The 23,605-nt window shown below is 37.6% G+C and carries 24 protein-coding genes; 6 read left to right on the top strand and 18 right to left on the bottom strand.

Translation table 11 applies throughout. The features are described from left to right. The first annotated feature begins 66 nt into the window (after positions 1-66). The 6 genes from IIC38_02015 (at position 67) to IIC38_01990 (ending at position 3,961) form a co-directional block, all read left to right on the top strand. Entirely contained in the window at positions 67-495 is a 429-nt protein-coding gene (locus IIC38_02015) for a putative toxin-antitoxin system toxin component, PIN family (protein MCH8124729.1), read from the top strand. Continuing rightward, positions 492-731 carry a toxin-antitoxin system HicB family antitoxin gene (locus IIC38_02010; protein MCH8124728.1) on the top strand — a complete coding sequence of 80 codons (240 nt, stop codon included), beginning with the start codon at positions 492-494 and terminating at the stop codon, positions 729-731. The genes IIC38_02015 and IIC38_02010 overlap by 4 nt, the downstream gene beginning before the upstream one ends. A 202-nt stretch (positions 732-933) precedes the next feature. Beyond that, positions 934-1,308 (top strand): hypothetical protein, encoded by a 375-nt coding sequence (locus IIC38_02005; protein ID MCH8124727.1) that lies wholly within the window; start codon positions 934-936, stop codon positions 1,306-1,308. 135 nt (positions 1,309-1,443) lie between these two features. Then, on the top strand, positions 1,444-2,460 hold the full coding sequence (locus tag IIC38_02000; protein ID MCH8124726.1) for a hypothetical protein: 1,017 nt from the start codon (positions 1,444-1,446) through the stop codon (positions 2,458-2,460). Between the two features lie 959 nt (positions 2,461-3,419). Then, a complete protein-coding gene (locus IIC38_01995; GenBank protein ID MCH8124725.1) occupies positions 3,420-3,644 on the top strand; it encodes a DUF433 domain-containing protein in 225 nt (74 codons plus the stop codon). A gap of 8 nt (positions 3,645-3,652) precedes the next feature. Continuing rightward, positions 3,653-3,961: a DUF5615 family PIN-like protein gene (locus IIC38_01990; GenBank protein ID MCH8124724.1), complete on the top strand. Its 309-nt coding sequence runs from the start codon at positions 3,653-3,655 to the stop codon at positions 3,959-3,961. A 73-nt stretch (positions 3,962-4,034) separates the two neighbouring features. Here IIC38_01990 and IIC38_01985 read toward each other — a convergent pair whose 3' ends face one another. The 18 genes from IIC38_01985 to IIC38_01900 form a co-directional block, all read right to left on the bottom strand. Then, positions 4,035-5,111: a glycosyltransferase gene (locus tag IIC38_01985; protein ID MCH8124723.1), complete on the bottom strand. Its 1,077-nt coding sequence runs from the start codon at positions 5,109-5,111 to the stop codon at positions 4,035-4,037. A gap of 516 nt (positions 5,112-5,627) precedes the next feature. Beyond that, positions 5,628-6,581 carry a GNAT family N-acetyltransferase gene (locus tag IIC38_01980; protein MCH8124722.1) on the bottom strand — a complete coding sequence of 318 codons (954 nt, stop codon included), beginning with the start codon at positions 6,579-6,581 and terminating at the stop codon, positions 5,628-5,630. 15 nt (positions 6,582-6,596) lie between these two features. Then, positions 6,597-7,529 carry an ornithine carbamoyltransferase gene (gene argF, locus IIC38_01975; GenBank protein MCH8124721.1) on the bottom strand — a complete coding sequence of 311 codons (933 nt, stop codon included), beginning with the start codon at positions 7,527-7,529 and terminating at the stop codon, positions 6,597-6,599. Between the two features lie 42 nt (positions 7,530-7,571). After that, positions 7,572-8,936 (bottom strand): ATP-dependent protease ATPase subunit HslU, encoded by a 1,365-nt coding sequence (hslU, locus tag IIC38_01970; GenBank protein MCH8124720.1) that lies wholly within the window; start codon positions 8,934-8,936, stop codon positions 7,572-7,574. Positions 8,937-8,947: 11 nt separating this feature from the next. Further along, positions 8,948-9,493 (bottom strand): ATP-dependent protease subunit HslV, encoded by a 546-nt coding sequence (gene hslV, locus IIC38_01965; protein ID MCH8124719.1) that lies wholly within the window; start codon positions 9,491-9,493, stop codon positions 8,948-8,950. A gap of 5 nt (positions 9,494-9,498) precedes the next feature. Next, a complete protein-coding gene (hflC, locus tag IIC38_01960; GenBank protein MCH8124718.1) occupies positions 9,499-10,443 on the bottom strand; it encodes a protease modulator HflC in 945 nt (314 codons plus the stop codon). Continuing rightward, a complete protein-coding gene (gene hflK / locus IIC38_01955; protein ID MCH8124717.1) occupies positions 10,440-11,426 on the bottom strand; it encodes an FtsH protease activity modulator HflK in 987 nt (328 codons plus the stop codon). The genes hflC and hflK overlap by 4 nt, the downstream gene beginning before the upstream one ends. A 33-nt stretch (positions 11,427-11,459) precedes the next feature. After that, a complete protein-coding gene (rpoN, locus tag IIC38_01950; GenBank protein ID MCH8124716.1) occupies positions 11,460-12,893 on the bottom strand; it encodes an RNA polymerase factor sigma-54 in 1,434 nt (477 codons plus the stop codon). A 40-nt stretch (positions 12,894-12,933) separates the two neighbouring features. Then, positions 12,934-13,677 carry an LPS export ABC transporter ATP-binding protein gene (lptB, locus tag IIC38_01945; protein MCH8124715.1) on the bottom strand — a complete coding sequence of 248 codons (744 nt, stop codon included), beginning with the start codon at positions 13,675-13,677 and terminating at the stop codon, positions 12,934-12,936. A gap of 18 nt (positions 13,678-13,695) precedes the next feature. Continuing rightward, positions 13,696-14,847 carry a hypothetical protein gene (locus tag IIC38_01940; GenBank protein ID MCH8124714.1) on the bottom strand — a complete coding sequence of 384 codons (1,152 nt, stop codon included), beginning with the start codon at positions 14,845-14,847 and terminating at the stop codon, positions 13,696-13,698. A 30-nt stretch (positions 14,848-14,877) separates the two neighbouring features. Continuing rightward, positions 14,878-15,375: an LPS export ABC transporter periplasmic protein LptC gene (gene lptC / locus IIC38_01935; GenBank protein ID MCH8124713.1), complete on the bottom strand. Its 498-nt coding sequence runs from the start codon at positions 15,373-15,375 to the stop codon at positions 14,878-14,880. Positions 15,376-15,838: 463 nt separating this feature from the next. Beyond that, positions 15,839-16,864, bottom strand: coding sequence for a KpsF/GutQ family sugar-phosphate isomerase (locus tag IIC38_01930; GenBank protein ID MCH8124712.1), 1,026 nt, complete (start codon positions 16,862-16,864; stop codon positions 15,839-15,841). Next, entirely contained in the window at positions 16,854-17,522 is a 669-nt protein-coding gene (fsa, locus tag IIC38_01925) for a fructose-6-phosphate aldolase (GenBank protein MCH8124711.1), read from the bottom strand. Before fsa ends, IIC38_01930 begins: the two co-directional genes overlap by 11 nt. Positions 17,523-17,672: 150 nt before the next feature. Continuing rightward, positions 17,673-18,506 carry a 3-deoxy-8-phosphooctulonate synthase gene (gene kdsA / locus IIC38_01920; GenBank protein MCH8124710.1) on the bottom strand — a complete coding sequence of 278 codons (834 nt, stop codon included), beginning with the start codon at positions 18,504-18,506 and terminating at the stop codon, positions 17,673-17,675. 10 nt (positions 18,507-18,516) lie between these two features. Beyond that, the gene (locus tag IIC38_01915) at positions 18,517-20,172 is read right to left on the bottom strand and encodes a CTP synthase (GenBank protein ID MCH8124709.1); all 1,656 of its coding nucleotides are present in this window, start codon (positions 20,170-20,172) and stop codon (positions 18,517-18,519) included. Between the two features lie 7 nt (positions 20,173-20,179). After that, complete coding sequence (gene kdsB / locus IIC38_01910; GenBank protein MCH8124708.1) at positions 20,180-20,959, bottom strand: 3-deoxy-manno-octulosonate cytidylyltransferase; 780 nt, start codon at positions 20,957-20,959, stop codon at positions 20,180-20,182. After that, a complete protein-coding gene (gene gatC / locus IIC38_01905; GenBank protein MCH8124707.1) occupies positions 20,940-21,254 on the bottom strand; it encodes an Asp-tRNA(Asn)/Glu-tRNA(Gln) amidotransferase subunit GatC in 315 nt (104 codons plus the stop codon). The genes kdsB and gatC overlap by 20 nt, the downstream gene beginning before the upstream one ends. 89 nt (positions 21,255-21,343) lie before the next feature. Next, the gene (locus IIC38_01900) at positions 21,344-23,602 is read right to left on the bottom strand and encodes an ATP-dependent RecD-like DNA helicase (GenBank protein ID MCH8124706.1); all 2,259 of its coding nucleotides are present in this window, start codon (positions 23,600-23,602) and stop codon (positions 21,344-21,346) included. Positions 23,603-23,605: the final 3 nt, after the last annotated feature.

Below are 23,605 nucleotides of genomic sequence, written 5' to 3'. Positions count from 1 at the left end.
CCTTTCACTATTTTAAAATGGAAAAATAGCTTGACTAATTAATTGGTATTTTATATAATACCACATATGAATATATGCAATGTAGTAATTGATACAAATGTAATTATTTCCGCTCTGCGATCTAAGAGAGGTGCTTCTTATAAACTAGTAAATATGCTAGACAGTAATAAACTTAAAACCAATATTTCAGTTCCTCTAATTTTAGAATATGAATCAGTCGCTCTTAGTTATTTGGATGATTTTAATTTAACGGAATCAGATATTAAACATTTTCTTGATTATTTATGCAGGATTGGAACGAGATGTAAAATATTTTATTTATGGCGCCCTTATTTAAATGATTCTAGAGACGATTTAATACTAGAATTGGCGTTGAATTCACAAAGTGACTATATAATATCTTACAATAAAAAAGATTTTAAGAATGTTAAAAGTTTAGGTATTACTGTATTGTCGCCAAAAGAATTGTTACAAATCTTAGGAGAAATAAAATGAGTACAATGAGCATAAGAATTCCGGATTCGCTTCATAAAAGGGCTAAAGAACTGGCAAATCAAGATAACGTATCGATGAATCAATTTATCACCTTGGCATTAGCTGAAAAAATATCAGCTTTGGATACGGAAAATTATTTGGAAGAGCGGGCATTACGTGGAAGTAAAGAAAAATTTCTAAAGGTATTAGAGAAAGTTAAAGATGTAAAGCCTGAAGAGTATGATCGTTTAGAATAACTAAGGTAAAGTGCGATCAACTAAGAACATTACGCCTGGTATGTTTATAGCTCTTCGGCTTCACACAGGATAAACTCCGCGAGGAGAAATCTTATATCTAACAAATTATAAATTAGGACCAAGAAATTTCTCTTCGTAAACTCCTCGAAATGACAATATTATAATTATTTACAAATATTATCTAACAGTATGGAGGTAAATAGTGAAAGTTTTGGGAATTCGATTTTGTACGGTTTCAAAAAAAGGGAAGGAACTGTCTGATTTTTTGAAGGACGGCCTGGGCTTGCCTACATTATTTGGCGATGGAACGGATAGCGAGTCTGAGTCAAAAGAATTCCGTGGTAATGTATTTCCGGCCGGCACAAGCTGGATCGAGGTCTGGCCGGAAGGGCCGGAAATGCCCGAAGGAATAATGCTGCAAATCGTGGTGGACAATGCTGATAAATGGGCCGAGCAGGCCAAAGCCAATGGACTTACCCCCTATGGTCCCACGGATGCTCACGGAGAACGCATATACTACCTGCAAGCGCCAACAGGATTGGCTATAAGCTTTCAGTCAAAACTAGCGCGGGAATAAAATTTTACTCGTATTTTTTAATATAACATTTATTTTTGCTTGACTAAAACAAATCAATAAGGTATCTTTCGCCTAAAGTTTGACAATTTTTCCAATAAAAACTTCACATCAACCAATCAATTAGAGGTGATCGCTATGGCACAAAAAGCTGGGAAATTTAATTGTACGAGATTTACCGTTTTTGCAATAACTATTTTAGCATTCGTTTTTGCAGTTGAATCACTTGCCCAACCCAATCCCTACAGCATTGTTGAGAACTGGGCCAAGCTCCCCCAGGGCAGAAACTGGGGAGCGACAAGCGCGGTATATCCAGCAAGTGACGGCAATTTATGGGTAGCCGAACGATGTGGCCAAAACAGCTGTGTCGGAAAAGAGGAAGTCCCTCCCATCCTCCTATTCGATCCTTCCGGGAAATTGCTGAAAAGCTTCGGGGCCGGATTGTTGGTCTGGCCGCATGGGATTAATGTTGATAAAGATGGTAATGTGTGGATAGCCGACGCCCGTGGAGAAGACGGTAAAGGCCACCAAGTTTTGAAGTTTAGTCCGGATGGCAAGTTGTTGATGACACTGGGCAAAGCCGGAGTCACAGGAGAAGGTCGGGATACCTTCAATGGGCCGTCAGATGTTTTGGTTGCTCCCAATGGCGATATTTTCGTTGCAGACGGCCACGGCGCCGGAGGCAATAACCGCATAGTCAAGTTTTCCAGCGCGGGAAAATTCATCAAATCCTGGGGGAAAACCGGATACGGACCCGGTGAGTTTCGCGACCCTCACGCGCTCGCAATGGATTCTCAGGGCCGGCTGTTCGTCGGTGACCGGGGAAACAGCCGGATCCAACTCTTTGACCAGGAAGGAAACTATATCACTACCTGGACACAATTTGGCCGGCCGAGTGGAATTTTCATAACGAAAGATGATATCATGTACGTGGCTGACTCGGAGTCAAATACGCGACGTAATCCTGGCTGGAAAAGGGGCATCCGGATCGGCAGTGCCAAAGACGGCTGGGTTACGGCTTTCATTCCTGATCCTGAACCGGACCCGGATAATTCCGGCACCAGCGGAGCGGAGGGTATTGCGGCTGATGCAAAAGGTAACGTGTACGGGGCAGAAGTCGGTCCACGGAAGTTGACTAAATATGAGAAGAAATAGCCTCGGTTTTTTGCTAACATCCTCAAAGTTCAGAACAGCCAAGGAGCCTATAAGATATTAATCGATGATTTGTTTTGAATAAAATATAAGCATTATAATGTGGATTAACGAAAAGCCTAAAACACCCAAAATTGAAGGATAACAAAACATTTATTATTGAATAACGCCTGGAATATAGATTTGATAACTTTCTGGCGTTATTAATTTTTGATTTAAAATATTTTTACATTTCCCTCCCCCACTTTGGACCTATACCATAACTTCCTATATCCAATCCATCCCTAAATTACGTTGTTAAAACCATTCAAGAAACTAAAATCTAAATTTAGTTGTTATAGGTTAAACATTGATTTTGAATTCCGGAATTTGAGATATTTATTTTTTTAAAGCCTTGGACATAAACATCATTCGAAAAGGAGAAAACATGATCGGAAAAATAATAAATTTAGCTTCATGATTCTATTATTTACCACTGTCTTCTATTCTTGCAGCAATGACTCCAGTACAGGACCTCAGAATCCAACGGTAATTAGCAGCGCTACTTTCGCCTTTATTCACAGAACTTTTCACTCCAACTTGTGCAACCTCAGGCTGTCATAATGGTTTTGAACGACCAAATCTTAGCAGTGGAACTGCATATAATAGTATTCTGAATGTCCAAAGCACGCGAACCTTGGATTATATTGAACCTGGTAAACCTGATAACAGTTATTTATTTCGAAAATTAACAGGAGTAAGTATCTCGGGAGGACTCATGCCAAGACGCGGATCTGCACTTTCAGCCGCGGTTATCGATTCAATAAGAGTATGGATCGAAAATGGAGCACTCAATAATTGAGGGCTAATGGTTGTAAGTTATCATAATTGGGGGCATTTAATTTTAGTATTCAACTGCATGAAATACTTATCTATTCATTAAATTCAATTGAAGTGCTAGAATATTTGAACAATTTTTAAACATGACTATAACAATTGACATAGACAAATTACCCCTTCATTCGGATCCGAAAATAATGAGTGGCACAACTGTATTCATCGGAACGCGTGTTCCGGTTGAAACTTTATTTGATTACATTGCAGACGGTTGTTCACTTGATGAATTTCTTGATAATTTTCCCTCAGTAAAAAAGGAAGATGCTTTAAAAGTGCTGAACATCGCCCGTGAAGTTTTCATTAAGACATAATTGCCGGAATGAGAATCCTTATTGATGAAAGCCTTCCCCGCTATTTAACAAGTATTTTTAAAGATCACTCAGCAGAAACAGGGCAAGAAAAAGGATTGTCTGGTATTAGCAACGGTGATTTATTGGCTTTCGCTGAAAATAAATATGACATTTTTTTAAGTAGCGATAAGAATTTAAAACATCAACAGAATTTACATAATTACAACCTTTCGATTATCATCTTGCCATCGAATAAGCTTAGTGACATCAAATCCATTGAAACTAAACTATTAATTGCTGTTGATAAAATCCTACCTAATACTTACATCGAGTTCTAGAATTTGAAGCAGTTCTTTCCATCTCCTAACTTGCTGCAAATTGCTTATTCCAATAGTAGACATAGAAAATCAATTATAATCCGGCTAACTGATGAATCTTTCGCACAACATTCTCAGGATTATGGTGCTCTTTCACCCACTCGCGGCTTCGTATGCCTACTCTTTCCCGTAAATGGCGATCCTCGATAAATGGCTTTAAGTTTCGCTCTATGGATTCACTACTAATTTCTATAAACGGGTGATCCTTATTTTTTTCATCGAATCCTTTTGCCAGCGAACTAGCTGCAGGTATTCCCATCGCCATGGCCTCGAGAGAATTGATACCATAGCCAAGATCACCAATTTGATCGACGAAAATATCGCATGTGGCTTTTAGTTCGATTGCTCTTTCATAGGGAAGATTCTCGATCAGAACAATTTCAATACTAAAGGTACTTTTTAGGTCGTTTAAAACAGCTAGTATTTCATCACTTCCCTTTGCTTCTCTGTTCGTAGGTGCATGTCCAATTCGAACCGTCTCACCAGGTTCTTTTTTAACAAGCTCAAATCGATCAAGGCTAAAAGGAAAAAAAACATGGTGAATATCGGGGTGAAAATAAATATGATCGAACTCTACTGTCACATTCAAGTCAGATAGTTCATCGATTTCCGGGATAACTCCTCTTACACGTAAATCGCTACCGGTATAACAACAAATAACTTTCTTCCCATATTTTTTTAGATTTTTGATGGTCCTTCCATCCCGATAGAATTCCAATCCCCCATCTAATTGCACGATATCAAAACTTAAGAGATCCAAATCTGACAACAATCTGTTGATTTTTTTTTGCCAAATTTTTTCTCTTATTTGAATCAATGATTTTTCAAAAACTCCATTAGGAGACCAATATTTTGGAATCTGTTTGGGGATTTGATGGATATTATGAATCTTCATTACGGATGGGTCAGATACAAATCGCTTTAAAACGCCTATCCCAGGTGTAGTCATAAAAGGTAAATTCAAACAAATACCCTTGTTGGATGCAAAACTGCTTTTGCCCAGGGTTACCAGGTGACTGTCAAAACCCATTTTCCTCTCTGCTTCAACAAATGCAAACGGGACACCGGCAGTATTAAAAGGAGCTATGTGAAGTATTTTCTTCAGACTCATTTTATAGTGAACACCAATTCATTAACCTGGATAATTCATGAATCATGTTTTTAAGCTTAAAACTTCCAATTATGTCATCCCGTCGTGAAACGGGATCTATTTCCATACATATGAAAAAGCAGAATATTAAGCATAAAAATAGGGTTAAATGATCTTTTCTTGGATTACAATTATAAGGTTTATGAATAGGTCAGGTTAAAATAATTTAATCAGAATTTAGACTCGGGCAAAAATAACTAAAAAAGTTTTGGTACTTACAGTATCTTTATCGACTTTTTTTTGTTGATATGTTGAAGCACTTAATCCTAAAACTGAATACGGAAACCCGAAACAATATCGAAATTCAAATATTCAAAAATAGTTGACTGCTGTAATTTTGGGTCACTTCTGAATTCGTTATTGTGATTTGTTTAGAATTTCGAGCTTATTAATTAGGATTTACTTTTCGTTGATCTGTCTCAGACTTTTTTTCATATGCAATCTACGAAAGGCTTAGTAATCTTACAGATTTTTCCTTTACATTTCACGCACAAAAGTATCTCTGAAAATTCCCATTGAACCAAAATTTTCCTTGAATCGAGCCAGACCGTGGTTCGGTTTCATATTCACAGTGAATATACCAAAATCGAGGTAACGGTAACCTTTCTCGATTGAGAGCCTGTAAATTTCAAAAAAAAGTAAATTTACTGCTCGATATTCTTGAAAAGTTTCATTATGGGAAATGTAAAATGCAAGAGTAACAAGTTCATTGCAATGAAACATAATTACACCGGCTATCATTTCTTCATTTAGATAAGCCCCGTATAATTTTATATGTTGTGGGAAAAGTTTAATAAGAGCTTTGAGTTCCGTCAAAGTGTGTGTGGGTTGAACATCATGTCTCAATTTTAAATTCTTCTTCAATATTGCGTAAAATGTGTCAAGATCATTTGATTCCCTGAATGTCACACCCAATTTTTGAGCTTTGCGTACGGCAGTCCTGGCCTCACTTTTGAAATGTGATAATATTTCATCCTGAACAAAATTAAGAGTAATAAAACTGGACACCTCTCGTTTTTTGTAAGTAAACAGGTTTGATATTAATGCAAAATCGATATAATTATTTATTTTATCAGAATAAAAAATAGGCGGGTTGGTTAGTTCAATTTTTTTGAAACCGGTAGATTTTACATATTCCAATAAGCATTCGACCAATTGGAGAGACACTTTGAATGTTATTGTTCTTGGAATAACAAGACCGCCGAATGATGCCCCCGGATGGGATATCAATTTGTCATCAACAACGGCAGCAGGTATTACTCCAATGATTTTTTTATCTTTCTGGAAAATTAATGAATGGTCCTGGAATCTTGTAGCTTGATGATAGTTTAGAAACTTTCGGGTATGAAATATAGTGCCATTATTGGCAGACCACACAAATTCATCCCAACGACCCTGCCAATGGGAAGAACACAAGCTAATTTTGAGCATTTGCTTAGATTTATTTCAACCGGTAGTGTTCTTTAAATTCGAAAACAATTTTACCAAAATAGCTTTTTGAACATGCATACGATTTTCTGCCTGGTCAAAAACGACAGATTTTGGACCATCGATTACACTGTCTGATATTTCATCGCCACGATGGGCCGGCAAACAATGAAGCACTATAGAATTTTCTTCGGCATGAGACACTAAGGAATCATCTACCTGGAAATTTTTAAAGTCTAACTTTCGTCTTTCGCTATCTTTTTTCTGGCCCATACTCGTCCAAACATCCGTGTAAATAACGTCTGCATTATTTGCAGCCATTTTTGGATTTCGAAATATTTGAATCTGGCTTAGATTCGCTCTTTTTGCAAGGGATAGAATTTCTTTATCAGGATCATAACCCTCTGGAATTCCCAGGTTTAAGCGAATTGGAATTCTCGCGGCAAAGTTCAACCAGGAATTGCAAACATTATTACCATCGCCAATGTAAGCAATCGTCAGATTTTCGATTTTGTTCTTTTTTTCCAGAATCGTAAAGACGTCTGCCATAATCTGGCATGGATGCAATAGATCAGTTAAACCATTTACTACCGGGACGGTTGAATATTCCGCCATCTCAAGAATATCCTCATGGCCAAACAAACGCGCCATAATTACATCGTTGTAGCGAGAGATCACTTTCGCAACATCGCTGACCGACTCTCTTTTGCCAATCTGAATATCATTAGGTCCTAAATAAAGCGCATATCCACCTAACTGGTACATCCCCACTTCAAATGAAATTCTGGTTCTAGCAGATGGCTTCTGAAAAATCATTGCCATGGTTTTTCCCTTAAGCGGTTGATATGGCACATCGTTTTTCTGCATTTGTTTAATCTCTTTAGATAACTCTAAAATCTCATAGATTTCATCATCAGTTAAATCCGTAATCGCCAGAAAATCCTTCCGCACCTCAATCCTCCAATATCAAATTATTAGTTCAAACTTCTGGATTTATAAAATGTACCGGCTTAAGTCATAATCTTTCACAATACTGTCTAATGTGTTGCGTACTACTTTAGCGGTAACCTCAATTTTGTCTTGTTTTACATCCGGGATATTAAATAAAGCATCCTCCAATAGAGTTGTCATAATTGTATGCAACCTTCTTGCGCCGATGTTTTCTGTTTTTTCATTTACATCCGTGGAATATTTTGCAATTTCTTTAATGCCATCTTTTTTAAAGACCAGTTTCACACCTTCTGTTGCTAGTAAAGCAGTGTACTGTTTTGTAAGTGCATTCTCCGGTTCTGTTAATATTCTTACAAAATCTTCATTGGTAAGGCTTTGAAGTTCAACACGAATTGGGAATCTTCCCTGCATTTCAGGAATTAAATCAGATGGTTTGGAAACGTGGAATGCACCTGACGCAATAAACAGGATATGATCCGTTTTAACTATCCCATATTTTGTAACAACATTGGTTCCTTCAACTATTGGAAGTAAGTCTCTTTGGACACCTTCACGGGAGATATCCGGCCCGGATTTAGAATGCGGGCCGACAATCTTGTCAATTTCATCCAAAAAAACAATTCCCGAATTTTCAGCGTTATTTATTGCTTCACGAACGACTTCATCCATATCAATAAGCTTATGTGCCTCTTCTTGTTCAATTACTTTTCTCGCCTCTTCTATTGACATCTGTCTTTTTTTATTCTTTTTAGGCATCAAACCGCCAAAAATTTCCTGGAGATTGATCCCCATATCTTCGACACCCATCGGTGAAATCACCTGCATCATTGGAATGCTTTCGTTCGGTACCTCAATTTCTACTTTGCGGGATTCAAATTTACCTTTTCGCAGCAATAGTCGCATTTTTTCACGCGTTTCTTTATAAGTGCTTTCACTTTCTGCTGAAAGTGATGTAGCAGGTGTTTCAGATGAAGCAGATTCTCGTTTTTTGCTTGGCGGCAGAAGTAAATCCAATAATTTTTCTTCTGCTAATTCTTTGGCTTTTCCTTTGACTGCTTCGGTCATTTTTTGTTTGACCATATTCACAGAAATGTCAACAAGATCTCGAATTATCGAATCTACATCACGTCCTACATATCCCACTTCCGTAAATTTTGATGCTTCGACTTTGAGAAACGGCGCACCCGATAACTTTGCCAGACGGCGAGCAATCTCGGTCTTACCGACTCCGGTTGGTCCAATCATAATGATATTGTTGGGCATAATTTCTTCCCGTAAATCCTCAGGTACTTGAAGCCTTCGCCATCTATTACGCAATGCAATTGCAACGGATTTCTTTGCTTTATCTTGCCCAATAATATATTTATCCAGTACAGCTACAATTTGTTTTGGAGTAAGTTCTTGCATCAATTCCTCTATTACAGGGTTTCAATAGTCAGATGATCGTTTGTGTATACACATATTGAAGCTGCTATTTTTAAAGATTCTTCGACAATATCTTTTGCGTTTAATTCTGTATGATTCATCAAAGCTCTTGCAGCGGCTAATGCGTATGAGCCCCCTGAACCTATGGCTACGATATTGTCATCAGGTTCAATAATATCGCCTGTGCCTGAAACAATCAAAGCATGCTCTGCATTAAGAATTGCCAATAAAGCTTCTAACCTTCGCAGGTAGCGATCGGATCTCCATTCTTTGGCCAGTTCCACAGCTGCTCGATTTAAGTTGCCTCTATATTCCTCCAGTTTAGCCTCAAATTTTTCGAAAAGTGTGAACGCATCTGCGGCCGATCCTGCGAATCCGGCTAATATGGTATCTTTATAAACTCTGCGGATCTTTATTGCTTTTCCTTTCATTACCGTCTCATTCAAGGTAACCTGGCCATCTCCGCCTATTGCGACCTGCCCATCCTTGCGGATGCCGAGAATAGTGGTAGAACGAAATTTTAGTGAATCATTCTGCATCAATTTCATCTTATGTTTTTCAGATATTTTAGAAATTCACTGTTTGTACTCAAGATCAAAGTAGTATTGGTATTCATGGTCGTCCGGTAAGATTCCAGAGTCTGCAAAAATGCATAGAAATCAGGATCTTTGTTATATGCTTCCGCATAGATTTTTGTTGCCTCGGCATCTGCTCTGCCCTTAATTTCCTGTGCTGTCCTATAGGCGCCTGAAGTAATAATCTGGAATTCTTTTTCTCTTTCACCATCGATTTGCGCTTTCCTACCGCCGCCCTCAGACCGATATTTTTGTGCAATTCGCTTACGTTCGGAAATCATTCTTTCATAAACCTTTCGCCGGACATCTTCACGGTAATTGATCCTTTTAATTTTAATATCTAATAATTCAATCCCATATTGCGGCATAATTTCCGCTGCTTTATTTAAAATCAACTTTGTGATCTGTTCACGGCCTTTTACAATTTGCGTAACGTCAGTCTCCAAAGTCTCCAACCCAAAACTTTCCTGTTCCTCAATAGTGGTCTCTAATTCTCTATTACTGTTTCGGACGACTTCGATCAACAAATTCTCAGAGATGAAATTTCGCGTAGCGCTTTCAATGATATCATCTAACCTGCTATGAGCGTTTTGTTCATTAGTTACCGATTGATAAAATTTAAGGGGCTCAACAATACGCCATCGTGCAAAAGTATCCACCCAAATATAACGTTTATCTTGGGTTGGGACTTCATTGGGGTCGCCATCCCATTCAAGAATTCGTTTGTCAAATGATTTGACCTCTTGAATAAATGGTAATTTAAAATACAAGCCGGCATCTTTAATGATTCTTTTCGACTTGCCAAATTGAAATACGATCACTTGTTCGGTTTCATCAACTGTAAATGCTGAAGAAAGTAGTATGATTAATGTTAAAAAACCTGCTGCCAATCCTAAAATTCTGGATTTTTTCATTGCACTGCCTCCTTTTTCATGAGTTGAAGAAGAGGAATCACTCCCTGTTGGTCTTCATCTATAATATAGATACTTTCCATATTTGGAAGAATGTCAAGCATTGTCTCGAGATATAACCTTCTTCTTGTAACTTCTTTTGCTTTTTTATACTCATTCCAGACTGCCAAAAACCTCTCAGCATCACCTAAGGCACGATTGGTGCGATTGGTATGATAACCTTCTGCCTGGGTGATGGTTTGCTGCGCTTCACCTTTAGCTTGTGGAATAACCTTGTTGTAGCCTTCTAAAGCTTCATTAATAATTCGCTCTTTTTCCTGCCGCGCTTCATTCACTTCATTAAAGGCTGGTTGAACCGGTACCGGCGGATTTACATCTTGCAATTTAATGGTTTGAATTTCCAGCCCGGTTTCAAATTCATCCAATAATTTTTGGGTGAGCTCTTGCGCTTTTAATTCGATATTCTGACGACTTAATACGATTACCTCATCCACACTATGATCTCCAACCACCATTCTCATCACAGATTCGGAAACATCCCTCATGGTTTCAACTACATTTCTCACATTAAATAAATATTTAACCGGATCCTTAATCCGGAATTGGACAATCCACTCAACCAAAGCTGAATTTAAATCCCCTGTTAACATAAGTGATACCTCTTCAAAACTTCGCGAATCAAACTGTGACCGCACACCCGCTGAAACCGTACGAAAGCCAAACTCTTCTTTATATACTCGTTGGATTTTTACTTTTTCCACAGTTTCAAATCCAAAGGGTAATTTAAATTGAAGACCGGGATCTTCAGTTCTCACGTATCTTCCAAACCGTTGAATCACACCGACTTCATCTGCGTCCACGGTATAAATCGTTGAAAATAACAACCAAATCGCTAAAATCCCACCAATAATTCCAAAAATAACAAATTTTGGAATTTCCGGAAGTTCAATTTCAGTATCCCCTACCATAATTTTTTTTCTTGCCATTTCGCTTACCTCCCATTTGAATATTATTTTTTTTTATAGTTGCCGTCTCAATCTTGCAACTGGAATTTTCATCTGTTCACGATATTTAGCCACTGTTCTACGGGCAAGAGGATAGCCCTTTTCCGCAAGTAGTTTTACAAGTTTTTGGTCGTTCAGAGGTTTATGTGGATCTTCATTATCAATTATATTTTTAATTACATCTTTAAACTTTCTGTTTGAAACCTCTTCACCCGTACTGGTGGTCATCTTTTCACTAAAGAAATATTTTATTTCAAAAACCCCATAATCGGTTTGAACATATTTGCCATTAGATACACGGCTAATGGTCGATATATCCATATTCACTTCTTCAGCTATATCTTTCAGAATCATAGGGATAAGTTGTCCCGGACCCTTATCGAAAAAATCATGCTGCTTTTCGACAATTTCTGTCATTACCCTAAAAATAGTCGCCCGGCGTTGATGAATGGAATTGATCAGCCATCTGGCATTTTCTAATCTTTTTCGAATAAAACTCTTAACTTCCGAGGATACTTTTTTTCCACCTGATAACATCTGCCTATATCCCCTGTTGATGCGTAGATTTGGGATATTGGATTCATTCAAGGAAACAACAAATTCATCGTCAACTCTTTCAACGATTACATCAGGGATTACATAATTCTGATCCTGGGAGATATAGCCTTCGCCTGGCTTTGGATTTAGCTTTGAAATCTCCTCCATAGCTGCTTTGACAGCGTTCAGAGAAACCTCCATTTTCTTAGCAATTTTTTCAAACCGCTTATTCTTAAAATTTTCAAAATGGTCTCTTACCATCTCCATTGCTTCAGTGTGATCTTCCATTTGTTCTAACTGGATTAACAAACATTCCCGAAGATTCCTTGCCGCAATGCCGACTGGTTCGAACGTTTGAATAAGCCGAAGAGCTTTTTCTACTTCCTCTTTTGAGATTTCTAGATTTAAAGCAATCTCTTCCAATTCAATGATCAGGTACCCATCTTCATTAATATTCCAGATGATATTTTCACCGATCATAACTTCTTTTTCCGGAAGGCCAATGATTTCATGGAGTTGTTCAAGAAGATGTTCGCACAAAGTCTTTTTACTGACATTCGGACGTTCAAAATCTTCAATATTCGGATCTTTGGGAATCTTGAATTCGTATTCGTCATCACCCCCTATTAAATCCCAATCGATCTCTTCTTCCTTCTCACTATCAGCGGAATCGTTATCCTCTTCTTTATTCTTGGAATCTTCAGAAACTTCTTGCTCCAAAGAAAGTTCAGCCGTATCGTCATCCATTTCAAGATCCTCATCAAGGACTTCTTCCAAAAGAGGGTTTTCCTGCAATTCAATTTTAATGCGCTGCTCCAGTCTAATAAGCGGTAATTGCAGTAATGTCGAAAGTAATACCTGTTGAGGTGATTGGGTTTGATGCAAACCCATTGTTAGTCTTTGACTTAACATCCTAAAACCAATTCAATTTATCTTAAAATTTCCATTTTTTCTATCGATTCAACTTAAATTTATCTCCTAAATAGAGCATTTTTGTTTCAGAATCGTTGGCAAGGAATTCAGATGTTCCTGATTTTAGCACACGACCATCATAAAGTAGATATGCTCTATCGGTAATTTCCAATGTTTCATGGACATTATGATCAGTAATCAAAATTCCGATCCCTTTTTCTTTTAAATTCCTAATGATATTTTGGATATCATCTACAGCGATGGGATCAATCCCTGCAAAGGGCTCATCAAGTAAGAGAAATTTTGGATTGAGTACAAGCGCTCGAGAGATTTCAACACGGCGTCTTTCGCCACCGGATAAATTATATGCTTTATTTTTTCGAATATGTGTCAAACCAAATTCTTCAAGTAAATGTTGTAATCGACCTTCCTGCTCGCGCACGGAAAGCTTTAACATTTGCAGTATCGAAATAAGATTCTCTTCTACTGTTAACTTTCTAAAAATTGATGGCTCTTGTGACAAATAGCCAATGCCCAACCGAGCCCTGCGATACATCGGCATTTTTGTCATTTTAGCGTCATTCAAGTAAATATCACCGCCATTCGGTCGTATCATTCCGACAATTATATAAAACGTTGTTGTTTTTCCAGCACCATTCGGACCCAGTAAACCGACAATTTCACCCTGGTTAACATTTATGCAAACCTCTCTAACAACCTGTCGTTTTCCGTAGTATTTCACCAGGTTTTCGACTCTTAGTAAATTTCGATTATTTGATTCCATAACGTTGCTAGAAAATTATTATTTTTGCAATGATTTGATTTTTGATTTTGGGGGATAAAATCGCCCTCGGGATACTTCCGGATCACCCAGGACAGTTACTTCTTTGACTAACCCTTTGTCAAAATCGATTGCAAGCTCATCACCCAAAATCTGGTTAATTCCTTGAACTTTTCCGTCTTCAATAAGATGATAGATACTTATCGCCTGACCTTTTACTTTAATGTGCCGTACAGAATCATCTTTAATATCAATCCAAATTTCAGCTCCTGTCAATTGATCAGAAGCGGGATTATTTTCAATTTTAAAATTAGATAGCATTTCCCCTTTTCCTTTTAAGTATATTTGCCTCAATGAATCATTTTCAAAAAACATCTCGATTTGGTCTGCTTTCATATTTTTGTTATTTTGCGATATTCGCGGGTTATCTTTAATGATAATCCGGTTTTCCTTTTGGTGAAATTCCGCAAAATTTGATTGAGCGATGATATTGTTTTGTGTAATCACGACGCTATCTTCAGCAATGGCGACTTTAGTTGAATCAAAATAAGTGATGATCCCTGACTCGATGGTGATTTCAGGGTTTCCCAAACTGTCAGTTTTAACAAACTTCGGATCGACTTCCAATAATAACTTCTGCAATTTTTTATCATACGTTAATTTTTCACAAGTCACAATAACGTCGCTCTCCAAATCAACAAAACGAACATTATTATTTGCATAGACCATATCCTTAAAGGCTTCGTGTATTATTTCATCTGCAAATATCTTCTTTTGATTTATAACCAACTCCACATTACCCCGCGCCAATTCTCTTTTTGGATCGGAATAAAATTCAAAATAATCAGCCAATAAAGTCCGACTGCTATCATGATAAAATACATTTCCTTTAAAAACCGCTAAATCCTGATCGTCGTAAAATAGCGCACGATCACAACGAAGCTCCTGGTTTCCTTTACGAAAATAGACATTACCGATAAGCTGAACAACTTTCTGGGAATTTATCATTTCATATTGCAGTTTATCCGAATCCCAGTAAGTTAATCCTGATCTATCCCACTTATTTTGTGCCTGTACATTTTGTGCAAACAGCAAAATTATGCATACAGAGAGTAAAAACCGAACGAACCTATTATTTTGTCTTGACCACTTTTGGGTCGTTTTCATCGTCATATTTTTAGTGATCCTGGTTGCTCCAAACAGTTACTTTATCCCAATATCAACTTGGCGCTTGGTGTGGCCTCTGCTCTTTTTAATTTCCCATTTACTGAAATCTGTTTCCGCTTCAAACCCATTCCCATAGATTGTATCTTGTTCAGTGACAATCATCACAAAATCGTTGGAAAGAATTTTCTTTTTGATGTTATCCCAGAACAGACTCTCTGTAAATAAAGTAATATCGGCGCTATCCGAGTGTGCGATAACATTTCCATGCGCTTCCATCAATGTCCTATCCTCTTTTAGCTTTCCTCTTTCTCCGGTTAACCAGCTTGTTTTTTCTCCGATTTTATTATAGAAGTCCACCCGAAATTTTTGATCAAACTCATATTCTTTTCTTTCATTAAATTGTGAAATATGATTAAACCATAACTTGGCAGTAACCTTCCCGTTTTCCGTAGCTTTAAAAGTCACATTCCAACTCTCTTGATCAGGCACTTTTATTTCCTCTTCCAACTCTTCTTGAGTGGAATTAGAATTCATACTACAACCAACTATCAGGTTGATAAATATTATTGGCCATAATTTAATCATATCCTTTATCATCGTTCATGAAACGAATTGATTAATCTGAATAATTCGTAAACTGCATAGCACGCAGAGGACACAAAGTTGTTTCCATAAGGCTTGACATCATGACTCTTTTTTCGTTTTGACTTTGAGTAAATCATTTAAGTGTTTGTTTTGTTTAAAATTCGTTCTCAGCGATCTCTAAAATATTTGTTTAAATACATTCCTAAGCCTACATATGATTAGTTAGTTAAACGATTCCTGATTATCATCGCAATATTTAATGACATACATTACGCTTAAACTGCTGTCTAAGTCACTTTGTCATATAGTCATTCAGTCATTAAGTCAATGACAACAAATGACACTTAATAATCAGAATTTGACAATTCATTTATGTTTGTTCTGAAACACACGTTATTTTGGAATCATTCCGCTAGGATAAACCAGCCCTCAACAAATCATGTAAATGAATCATTCCAATAGGTTGTTTTTCTTCGTTAATAACAATAATTTGGTTGATTGCGTTGATTTTCACAATATTCATCACATCGGTAGCCATCATGCCGGTTTTAGCTACTATCGGATTGGGTGACAAAATATCTCTCGCTCTGTATTTATAAAAATTAAGCTGCTTTTCTAGAAGCCGCCTTAAATCACCATCCGTAATGATTCCAACTAATTGATTATCCTCACCGATTACTGCAGTTGCACCGAATCTTTTTGATGTGATTTCAAACAAGACATCATGCAAAGTTGTATCTTCAAGCACCTTTGCCACCCGATTACCGGTAAACATTAAATCGTCTATTCTTAATGTTAACTTCCTGCCGATTGTTCCACCGGGATGTAATAATGCAAAATCCTCCAAACTAAAATTCCTGAGTTCGATTAAAGAAATTGCCAAAGCATCTCCCATTGCCAACGTAGCGGTGGTGCTTGCGGTTGGTGCCATATCAAATGGGCACGCTTCTTCATCCACGCTTACATCCAAAACGACATCGCTTCGAAGAGCAAGTTCAGACTGGGAATTGCCGGTAATAGAAATGATTGGAACTCCAATTCTTCGAAAAATGGGTAATATTTGAGTTATTTCGTCGGAATTTCCACTCTTTGAAATACAGATAGTCACATCATTTTTCATGACCATACCCAGGTCGCCATGTACACCTTCAGTCGGGTGTAAAAAATAAGCAGCTTTTCCCAAGCTGGTAAATGTCGCTGCTATTTTCTTCCCGACAATTCCGGATTTTCCGATTCCAGTAATAACCACTCTGCCAGTCGCATTGTGTATTATTTTTACAGCTTCATAGAAATTATCATCGATCCTGTTTTCAAGAACTCTTAAAGCTGCCGCCTCAATTCGAATCACCCTTTTGCCCCTTTCAATAATCTCAGTTTTATCAGCAAATTCTAAGTGATCCAAATCTTCAACTTCTATTTTTGACAATTCAACGGGCATATTCACCCCTATTCTTTTCTAATTTTTGCCAATCATTTAAAAAGTTTTTAATCCCAACATCAGTAAGTGGATGTTGAGCTAATTGTTTATAAACGGAAACCGGGGCTGTCACAATATCGACACCCATAAGAGCCAATTCTAAAATGTGCATAGGATGTCGAAGACTAGCGGCCAATATCTGGCTGGGTAATTCGCTGTAATTTTGCAATATCCGATGTATTTGTGAAATCATTTCGATGCCATCTATCGAAACATCATCTAATCGACCAACGAAAGGGATCAGGTAAGACACCCCGGCCTTTGCCGCCAAAAGGGCTTGTGATGGAGAAAATATCAGGGTGATACCGGTTGGAATTCCATCCAGTTCAAGCTTACGAGCCGCTTGGATGCCCTCTTGTGTAGCCGGAATCTTTATGACCACTTGATCTGACCATTTTGACATTTCATAACCTTCTTCCAAAATGCCGGACTCATCAAGTCGAATAACCTCAGTAAATATTGGCCCTTTGATCTCAGATGCTATCTCTTCTACAACATCCTTCATATCTCTACCTGATTTCATGATCAACGTCGGATTTGTGGTTACTCCATCTGCAATGCCCAGGTTCTTGGCTTCCCGTATGTCTTTGATTTCAGCGGAATCCACGTAAAACTTCATATTTGACTCTTTCTATTCTTTCCAGATTCAATAATCTAAAAATCAATTGCCATTATTTATGTCACTCTGCATGAAGTGAAGCCTCTCATAATGTTAATTTTATTAGAAATTCTACAAACCTGGAGATTCTTCGCTTTTACTCAAAACAAGCTAATTCATGTATTTTTTTGCAATCTGATCGAATTCTTTGACCTGGATTAAAAGACCCTTCAATTGCTGTAATGGCCACATACTCGATGCATCGCATTTAGCATTCTTACAATCCGGATGTGTTTCTATAAAAATAGCATCGACACCTGTGCTTACACCAGCCCTTGTTAACACTGGTACAAATTCAGGAGTCCCACCTGAGGGGCTGCTGGAAGGAACACCATAAATTCGGATGGCATGAGTTACATCGAAAACAACAGGATAACCGGTCTTCTGCATTATAGGAATAGAACGCATATCTACAACAAGATTATGATAACCAAAGACGCAACCCCGTTCTGTTAGCAGGATTTTTTCATTTCCCGTGCTTTCAATTTTATTTACAACTTTTCCCATATCTTCCGGATGTAAAAATTGGCCTTTCTTAACATTAATTACTTTCCCGGTTTTTCCTGCTGCAACAGTCAGACTGGTTTGCATCGAAAGGTATGCTGGAATTTGGATTACATCCAAAACCTCCGCGGCTTTTTGAGCCTGATTTGAATTGTGGATGTCGGACAGAATTGGAATATTAAATTCTTCTTTAACCTTTTCCAGCATTTCCAGACCTTCTTCCAACCCTGGACCCTGAAAATACTCTACCGACGATCTGTTATCCTTTGTAAATGAAGATTTGAAAATAAATGGTATCTCCAGTTCTTTGCAGAGCATTTGAATTGTGCCGGCGGTATCTGATAGTAATTGCTGGCTTTCGATCACACAAGGTCCGGAAATTAAAACGATGGGATTACCGCCACCCATTTGAATATCTTTTATATTTACTATCTTTGTCATCATATGAACTTCAAGCTTTATTTATCAAATTAAACGCATTAACGTTCACAGAATAATCTAAAGCGGCATGAATAAATTCTCTGAAAATAGGATGAGCCTTGGTTACACGGGATCGCAATTCTGGATGAAACTGAACTCCGATAAACCAGGGATGAGATGGCAGTTCGATAATTTCCACCAGGTCTTTTTTTGGATAAATCCCGCTTAAAACCAATCCGTGTTTTTGAAGAATAGATCTATAGTTATTGTTTAGCTCGTAACGATGACGGTGCCTTTCCCTGACTTCAGATTGTCCGTAAATTTTCTCAGCTAATGTATTCGAGCTAATCACACACGGATACGCTCCAAGACGCATCGTACCACCCATTTCATCAATATCAATTTGATCCGGCATAACATCAATAACCGGATGTTGTGTATCGTTTGCGAATTCAGTACTATTCGCTTGTTCAAGACCACATACATACCGGGCAAATTCAATTACAGCGCATTGCATACCCAAGCAAATGCCAAAATATGGGATGGAATTTTCACGTGCATATTTAGCGCCCTGGATTTTTCCTTCTACACCCCGATGACCGAAGCCGGGACAAACCAGGATACCGGAAACATCATGTAATAAATGTTCACTACCCTGTTCTTCAATATCTTCGGAATCAATCCATTTAATTTCAACATGGGTGTCGTTCTCAACACCAGCATGACTGCATGCTTCTATAATACTCTTATAAGAATCACGCAATTCCACATATTTGCCACATATCGCGATTTTTACTTTCTTGGCAGGATTCTTTGCTATATTAACAAACCGAGCCCAGCTTTCTAATTGCGGCTCTTCACATTTTAGTTGAAGTAATTCAACAACCAGTTTATCTAGCTTTTCTTTGTGAAATGTCAATGGAATTTCGTAAATCGTTTCGGCATCTTTTGCTTCAACAACCGATCTCGGGGAGACATTACAAAACAACCCGATTTTATCCCTTAAATCATCTGAAAGAGAAAACTCAGTTCGGCAAAGTAGTATATCAGGTTGAATACCGATTTCTCGTAGACGCATAACACTATGTTGAGTCGGTTTAGTCTTCAATTCACCCGAAGCTTTAATATGTGGAATTAAAGTAAGATGAATAAAAATGGCGTTATTCTTACCGACTTTTAAAGCAAATTGACGAATCGCTTCCAGAAAAGGCAAGCTTTCAATATCACCAACAGTACCGCCAATTTCCGTGATTACAACATCATAATGAGTGTCATTCTCTGCGACCGCCTTAATTCGGGCTTGAATTTCATCGGTGATGTGAGGAATGACTTGCACTGTTTGACCAAGAAAATCACCTCTCCGCTCTTTCGAAATCACAGTATAATAAATCTGTCCAGTTGTTGAATTATTCTTTTTCGACATGTTGATATCAATAAAGCGTTCGTAATGGCCCAGATCCAAATCTGTTTCAGCGCCGTCATCTGTCACAAATACTTCGCCATGCTGGTAGGGACTTAGCGTTCCGGGATCAACATTAATATAAGGATCAAATTTTTGGATAGTGACATTAAGCCCACGAGATTTCAATAGCCTACCAAGGGACGCACTAGCAATTCCCTTTCCAAGTGACGAAACAACTCCTCCGGTTACAAAAATATATTTTGTCTGAGATTCGGATGTTGTCATCACTGAATCAAGCATGTAATGGCTCCATAACGTTCATCAATTCTTCTACTTTCCGGATATCTTCCTTTACATCAACACAAACAGGGTTATAATTGGTTTGAATTACCTTTATGTTGAAACCGTTTTCTAATGCCCTTAACTGCTCCAACTTTTCTATTTTCTCAAGTCTTGTTTGAGGAAGTTCAGTTAGTTTAAGCAAAAACTCTTTACGGTAAGCATAAATACCAATATGCTGAAAATAATCAGCAATATTTAATCGATCATTTCGCGATTGAAAATCTCGATTGAATGGAATTGGTGCCCGAGAAAAATATAGCGCATTTTGGTTTTTATCAAACACAACTTTTACTGTGTTGGCACTATAGATTTCTTCCACATTATTGGCCTTACGGCATAAAGTAGCCATAATCACATTATCGTGTGAAAATGGTTCAATTAATTCATCGATTGCCTGGGGTGAAATTAGTGGTTCATCTACCTGGATATTTACAATTACATCAGCCTCAACTTGATCAGCTATTTCGGCGGCTCGATCTGTCCCGGTTTCGTGCTTGTTGCTGGTCATTAGTACTACACCACCAAAACCTTCAACGACTTGTTTTACTTTACTTTCATCTGTTGCAACAATGACTCTCTGTAATAATTTGGCTTGAATTGCACGCTCATAAACCCATTGAATCATCGGTTTTCCTGCTATCTTTGCTAATACTTTTCCCTGAAATCGAGTGGAGCCAAATCGTGCTGGTATTATTCCGATAGTGTGATTCTTAATTTTGTTTGGTATCATTATTATCCTGGGAGATTACTTTTGGCACACTAAAAAAGCCGTTGACTGTCTTTGGAGCATTCTTTGTAGCTTGTTCTGAAGTTAAACAGTCGGAAGTTTTATCCTCGCGCATTACATTCACAATATTTAGTACATGATGTGATGCCTCGACATTTTCCGTATCTAATTCATTCAATTTTTGTACGTAATTTAATATATCCGCCAATTGAATAGCTAACTTTTCCTTCTCAGGGTTCGTGAATTTCAGTTTTGCTAATTTAGCGATTCTTTCAACATCATCAATTGAAATCGACATACTTTCCTTCAAAATATTTCATAATAAGACTGATCAATTTATGGCAATTCAGGGAGAATGTCAAGAAAAGGCATGATTTTTGTAAAAAGTTATAAATCGGTAGAATTTGAAGGTAATAATTCCTGCAAACGTGATGATAATCTAGTATTTCTTTCTTGAACTTTGTTGTTTTTTATGGCCATTCCTAATGCTTTCTTTGTACCAATAAGTATCATTAATTCTCTTGCCCTGGTAACCGCCGTGTAAAATAAATTCCGTTGTAACATCAAATAATGCTGGGTTACGATCGGGATGATTACGACACGAAATTCAGAACCCTGGCTTTTATGTACCGTCGTTGCGTAAGCAAGTACTATTTCATCCAGATCGCTGAACTTATATTCAACCTGCTTTTCAAAAGTTATTGTCACCGTCTGATCTTTGAGATCGATTAATGTAATTTTTCCGATATCTCCATTAAATACATTTTTGTCATAATTATTCCTAATCTGCATAACTCGATCACCTAATCGGAATTCCTGTTGACCTTTTTGAATCGACAACTTATTTGGATTTACCCGAGACTGCAGGAGTTTATTCAAATTTTCCACACCCAGAGATCCTTTATGCATGGGTGTAAGAATCTGGATATCATTGATTGGATTATAGTTGTATCGACCGGGAAGTTTCTTGGTACATAATTCTATTATCAGCCCGGCTATTTTTTCAGGATCTTCTTCCTGAACAAATAAGAAATCTCCATAATCGTCTATGGGTTTAATTCTTTTATTTAGAGTGTTATTTGAAGAGTTACCAGGTTTATTCTTTCTTTTTAATTCAATTGTTAATCCCTGGTTTATGAGATGCGCGTTGCGAATTATGTCACTGTTTTCTGCTTGACGAAAAATTTGATCCAGGTTCACAACAGGTATTGTTTTGGATCGAATCATATCTTTCAAAACGTTACCGGGACCAACAGATGGAAGTTGATTGACATCACCCACTACGATCAAACGAGCCAAAAACGGCAATGCTTTTATTAGGCTATGAGTTAGTAAAATGTCTACCATTGACATTTCATCGATAATTAACACATCAAGCTGCAGAAGATTATTGTCGTTTTTACTGAAATGCCATCGTTTAGCGTCAAATTCCAATAACCTGTGGATAGTAACCGCTTTGTGTCCTGTTGATTCGGAAAGTCGTTTGGCGGCTCGACCTGTTGGGGCAGCTAATTTTACATTTTGTTTAAGATTTGAAAAAAGATGAATAATCCCTTTTATAAGTGTGGTTTTTCCCGTTCCAGGCCCACCTGTTATGATTAATATCTTTTCTCGCAGTGCTTTTAAAATGGCTTCCTTTTGTTTTTTATTAAATTCAAACCCCCGTTTCACATTTGTATTTAACCATTCCTCGAATAAATTACTGGAGAAACTTCGAAAACGAGTTTTCAATAATTTTATCATTAATTCGGCTGTTTCTATTTCTGCTCTATACAAATATGGCAAATAGACTTCGCCTTTTTCTTCAATCAAATGACCTAATTTCGTAAGATCATGATAAACATCTTGAATCAATGATTTTTCAACTTTAAGCAGCTCCGAGCAAGCTTCGACTAATTGTTCTTGCCGCAGAAATAAGTGTCCTTGATCTTTTGCCTGGTTCAAAGTATACTTGATGCCGGATTCTATACGGGCAGGCTCTGTTTCACTGACCCCGATATTTTTTGCGATCTTGTCTGCCGTGAAAAATCCAACTCCAAAAATATCTTCAGCTAACTGATAAGGATTTTTTTTAAGAACGGAAATTGACTGCGTGCCATATTCCTTGTAAATCTTAATGGCATATGTAGTACTAACTCCATGGCTTGCTAGAAAAAGCATAACTTCTCTGATTTGTCTTTGGGATTGCCACGCATCCACAATTATTTGGTATCGCTTTCGTCCAATACCTTTTACTTCTTTAAGGCGTTTGGCATTGTCGTCCAGAACCGTCAACGTAGAAAGTCCAAATTTCTCGACAATTTTTTCAGCATATACGGGGCCAATCCCCTTGATTAATCCTGAGGATAGATATTTCTGAATGCCAATTATCGTTGTAGGTTCCATAGATTTGAATTGACTTACTTGAAATTGAAAACCATATTTGGGATGATTTAGCCATTCCCCTGAAGCTTGAATTCTTTCTCCTTCATAAATTGTAGGTAGAAATCCGACTATTGTAACTAAATTCGCTTTGGCCTCACCAAGTCGTAGCTTTGCAATGACATAATCAGTTTCATCATTCCGATAAGTAATTCTTTCTACGGATCCAACTATGGAATTCTGGTTCTTCAAATGATTTGCAATCTGCTTTGTAGGAATAGGCATGTT

The organism is candidate division KSB1 bacterium (assembly GCA_022566355.1).
GTDB lineage: Bacteria > Zhuqueibacterota > JdFR-76 > JdFR-76 > DREG01 > JADFJB01.
Note: the sequence above shows the minus strand (reverse complement) of the source record. Positions and strands in the feature narration are given on the sequence as shown.

Coding starts and splice junctions, on each gene's coding strand:
- IIC38_02015 (MCH8124729.1), top strand. CDS start 67: ATGAATATATGCAATGTAGTAATTGATACAAATGTAATTATTTCCGCT.
- IIC38_02010 (MCH8124728.1), top strand. CDS start 492: ATGAGTACAATGAGCATAAGAATTCCGGATTCGCTTCATAAAAGGGCT.
- IIC38_02000 (MCH8124726.1), top strand. CDS start 1,444: ATGGCACAAAAAGCTGGGAAATTTAATTGTACGAGATTTACCGTTTTT.
- IIC38_01995 (MCH8124725.1), top strand. CDS start 3,420: ATGACTATAACAATTGACATAGACAAATTACCCCTTCATTCGGATCCG.
- IIC38_01990 (MCH8124724.1), top strand. CDS start 3,653: ATGAGAATCCTTATTGATGAAAGCCTTCCCCGCTATTTAACAAGTATT.
- IIC38_01985 (MCH8124723.1), bottom strand. CDS start 5,111: ATGAGTCTGAAGAAAATACTTCACATAGCTCCTTTTAATACTGCCGGT.
- IIC38_01980 (MCH8124722.1), bottom strand. CDS start 6,581: ATGCTCAAAATTAGCTTGTGTTCTTCCCATTGGCAGGGTCGTTGGGAT.
- hslU (MCH8124720.1), bottom strand. CDS start 8,936: ATGCAAGAACTTACTCCAAAACAAATTGTAGCTGTACTGGATAAATAT.
- hslV (MCH8124719.1), bottom strand. CDS start 9,493: ATGCAGAATGATTCACTAAAATTTCGTTCTACCACTATTCTCGGCATC.
- hflC (MCH8124718.1), bottom strand. CDS start 10,443: ATGAAAAAATCCAGAATTTTAGGATTGGCAGCAGGTTTTTTAACATTA.
- hflK (MCH8124717.1), bottom strand. CDS start 11,426: ATGGCAAGAAAAAAAATTATGGTAGGGGATACTGAAATTGAACTTCCG.
- rpoN (MCH8124716.1), bottom strand. CDS start 12,893: ATGTTAAGTCAAAGACTAACAATGGGTTTGCATCAAACCCAATCACCT.
- lptB (MCH8124715.1), bottom strand. CDS start 13,677: ATGGAATCAAATAATCGAAATTTACTAAGAGTCGAAAACCTGGTGAAA.
- IIC38_01940 (MCH8124714.1), bottom strand. CDS start 14,847: ATGACGATGAAAACGACCCAAAAGTGGTCAAGACAAAATAATAGGTTC.
- lptC (MCH8124713.1), bottom strand. CDS start 15,375: ATGAATTCTAATTCCACTCAAGAAGAGTTGGAAGAGGAAATAAAAGTG.
- IIC38_01930 (MCH8124712.1), bottom strand. CDS start 16,864: ATGCCCGTTGAATTGTCAAAAATAGAAGTTGAAGATTTGGATCACTTA.
- fsa (MCH8124711.1), bottom strand. CDS start 17,522: ATGAAGTTTTACGTGGATTCCGCTGAAATCAAAGACATACGGGAAGCC.
- kdsA (MCH8124710.1), bottom strand. CDS start 18,506: ATGACAAAGATAGTAAATATAAAAGATATTCAAATGGGTGGCGGTAAT.
- IIC38_01915 (MCH8124709.1), bottom strand. CDS start 20,172: ATGACAACATCCGAATCTCAGACAAAATATATTTTTGTAACCGGAGGA.
- kdsB (MCH8124708.1), bottom strand. CDS start 20,959: ATGATACCAAACAAAATTAAGAATCACACTATCGGAATAATACCAGCA.
- gatC (MCH8124707.1), bottom strand. CDS start 21,254: ATGTCGATTTCAATTGATGATGTTGAAAGAATCGCTAAATTAGCAAAA.
- IIC38_01900 (MCH8124706.1), bottom strand. CDS start 23,602: ATGCCTATTCCTACAAAGCAGATTGCAAATCATTTGAAGAACCAGAAT.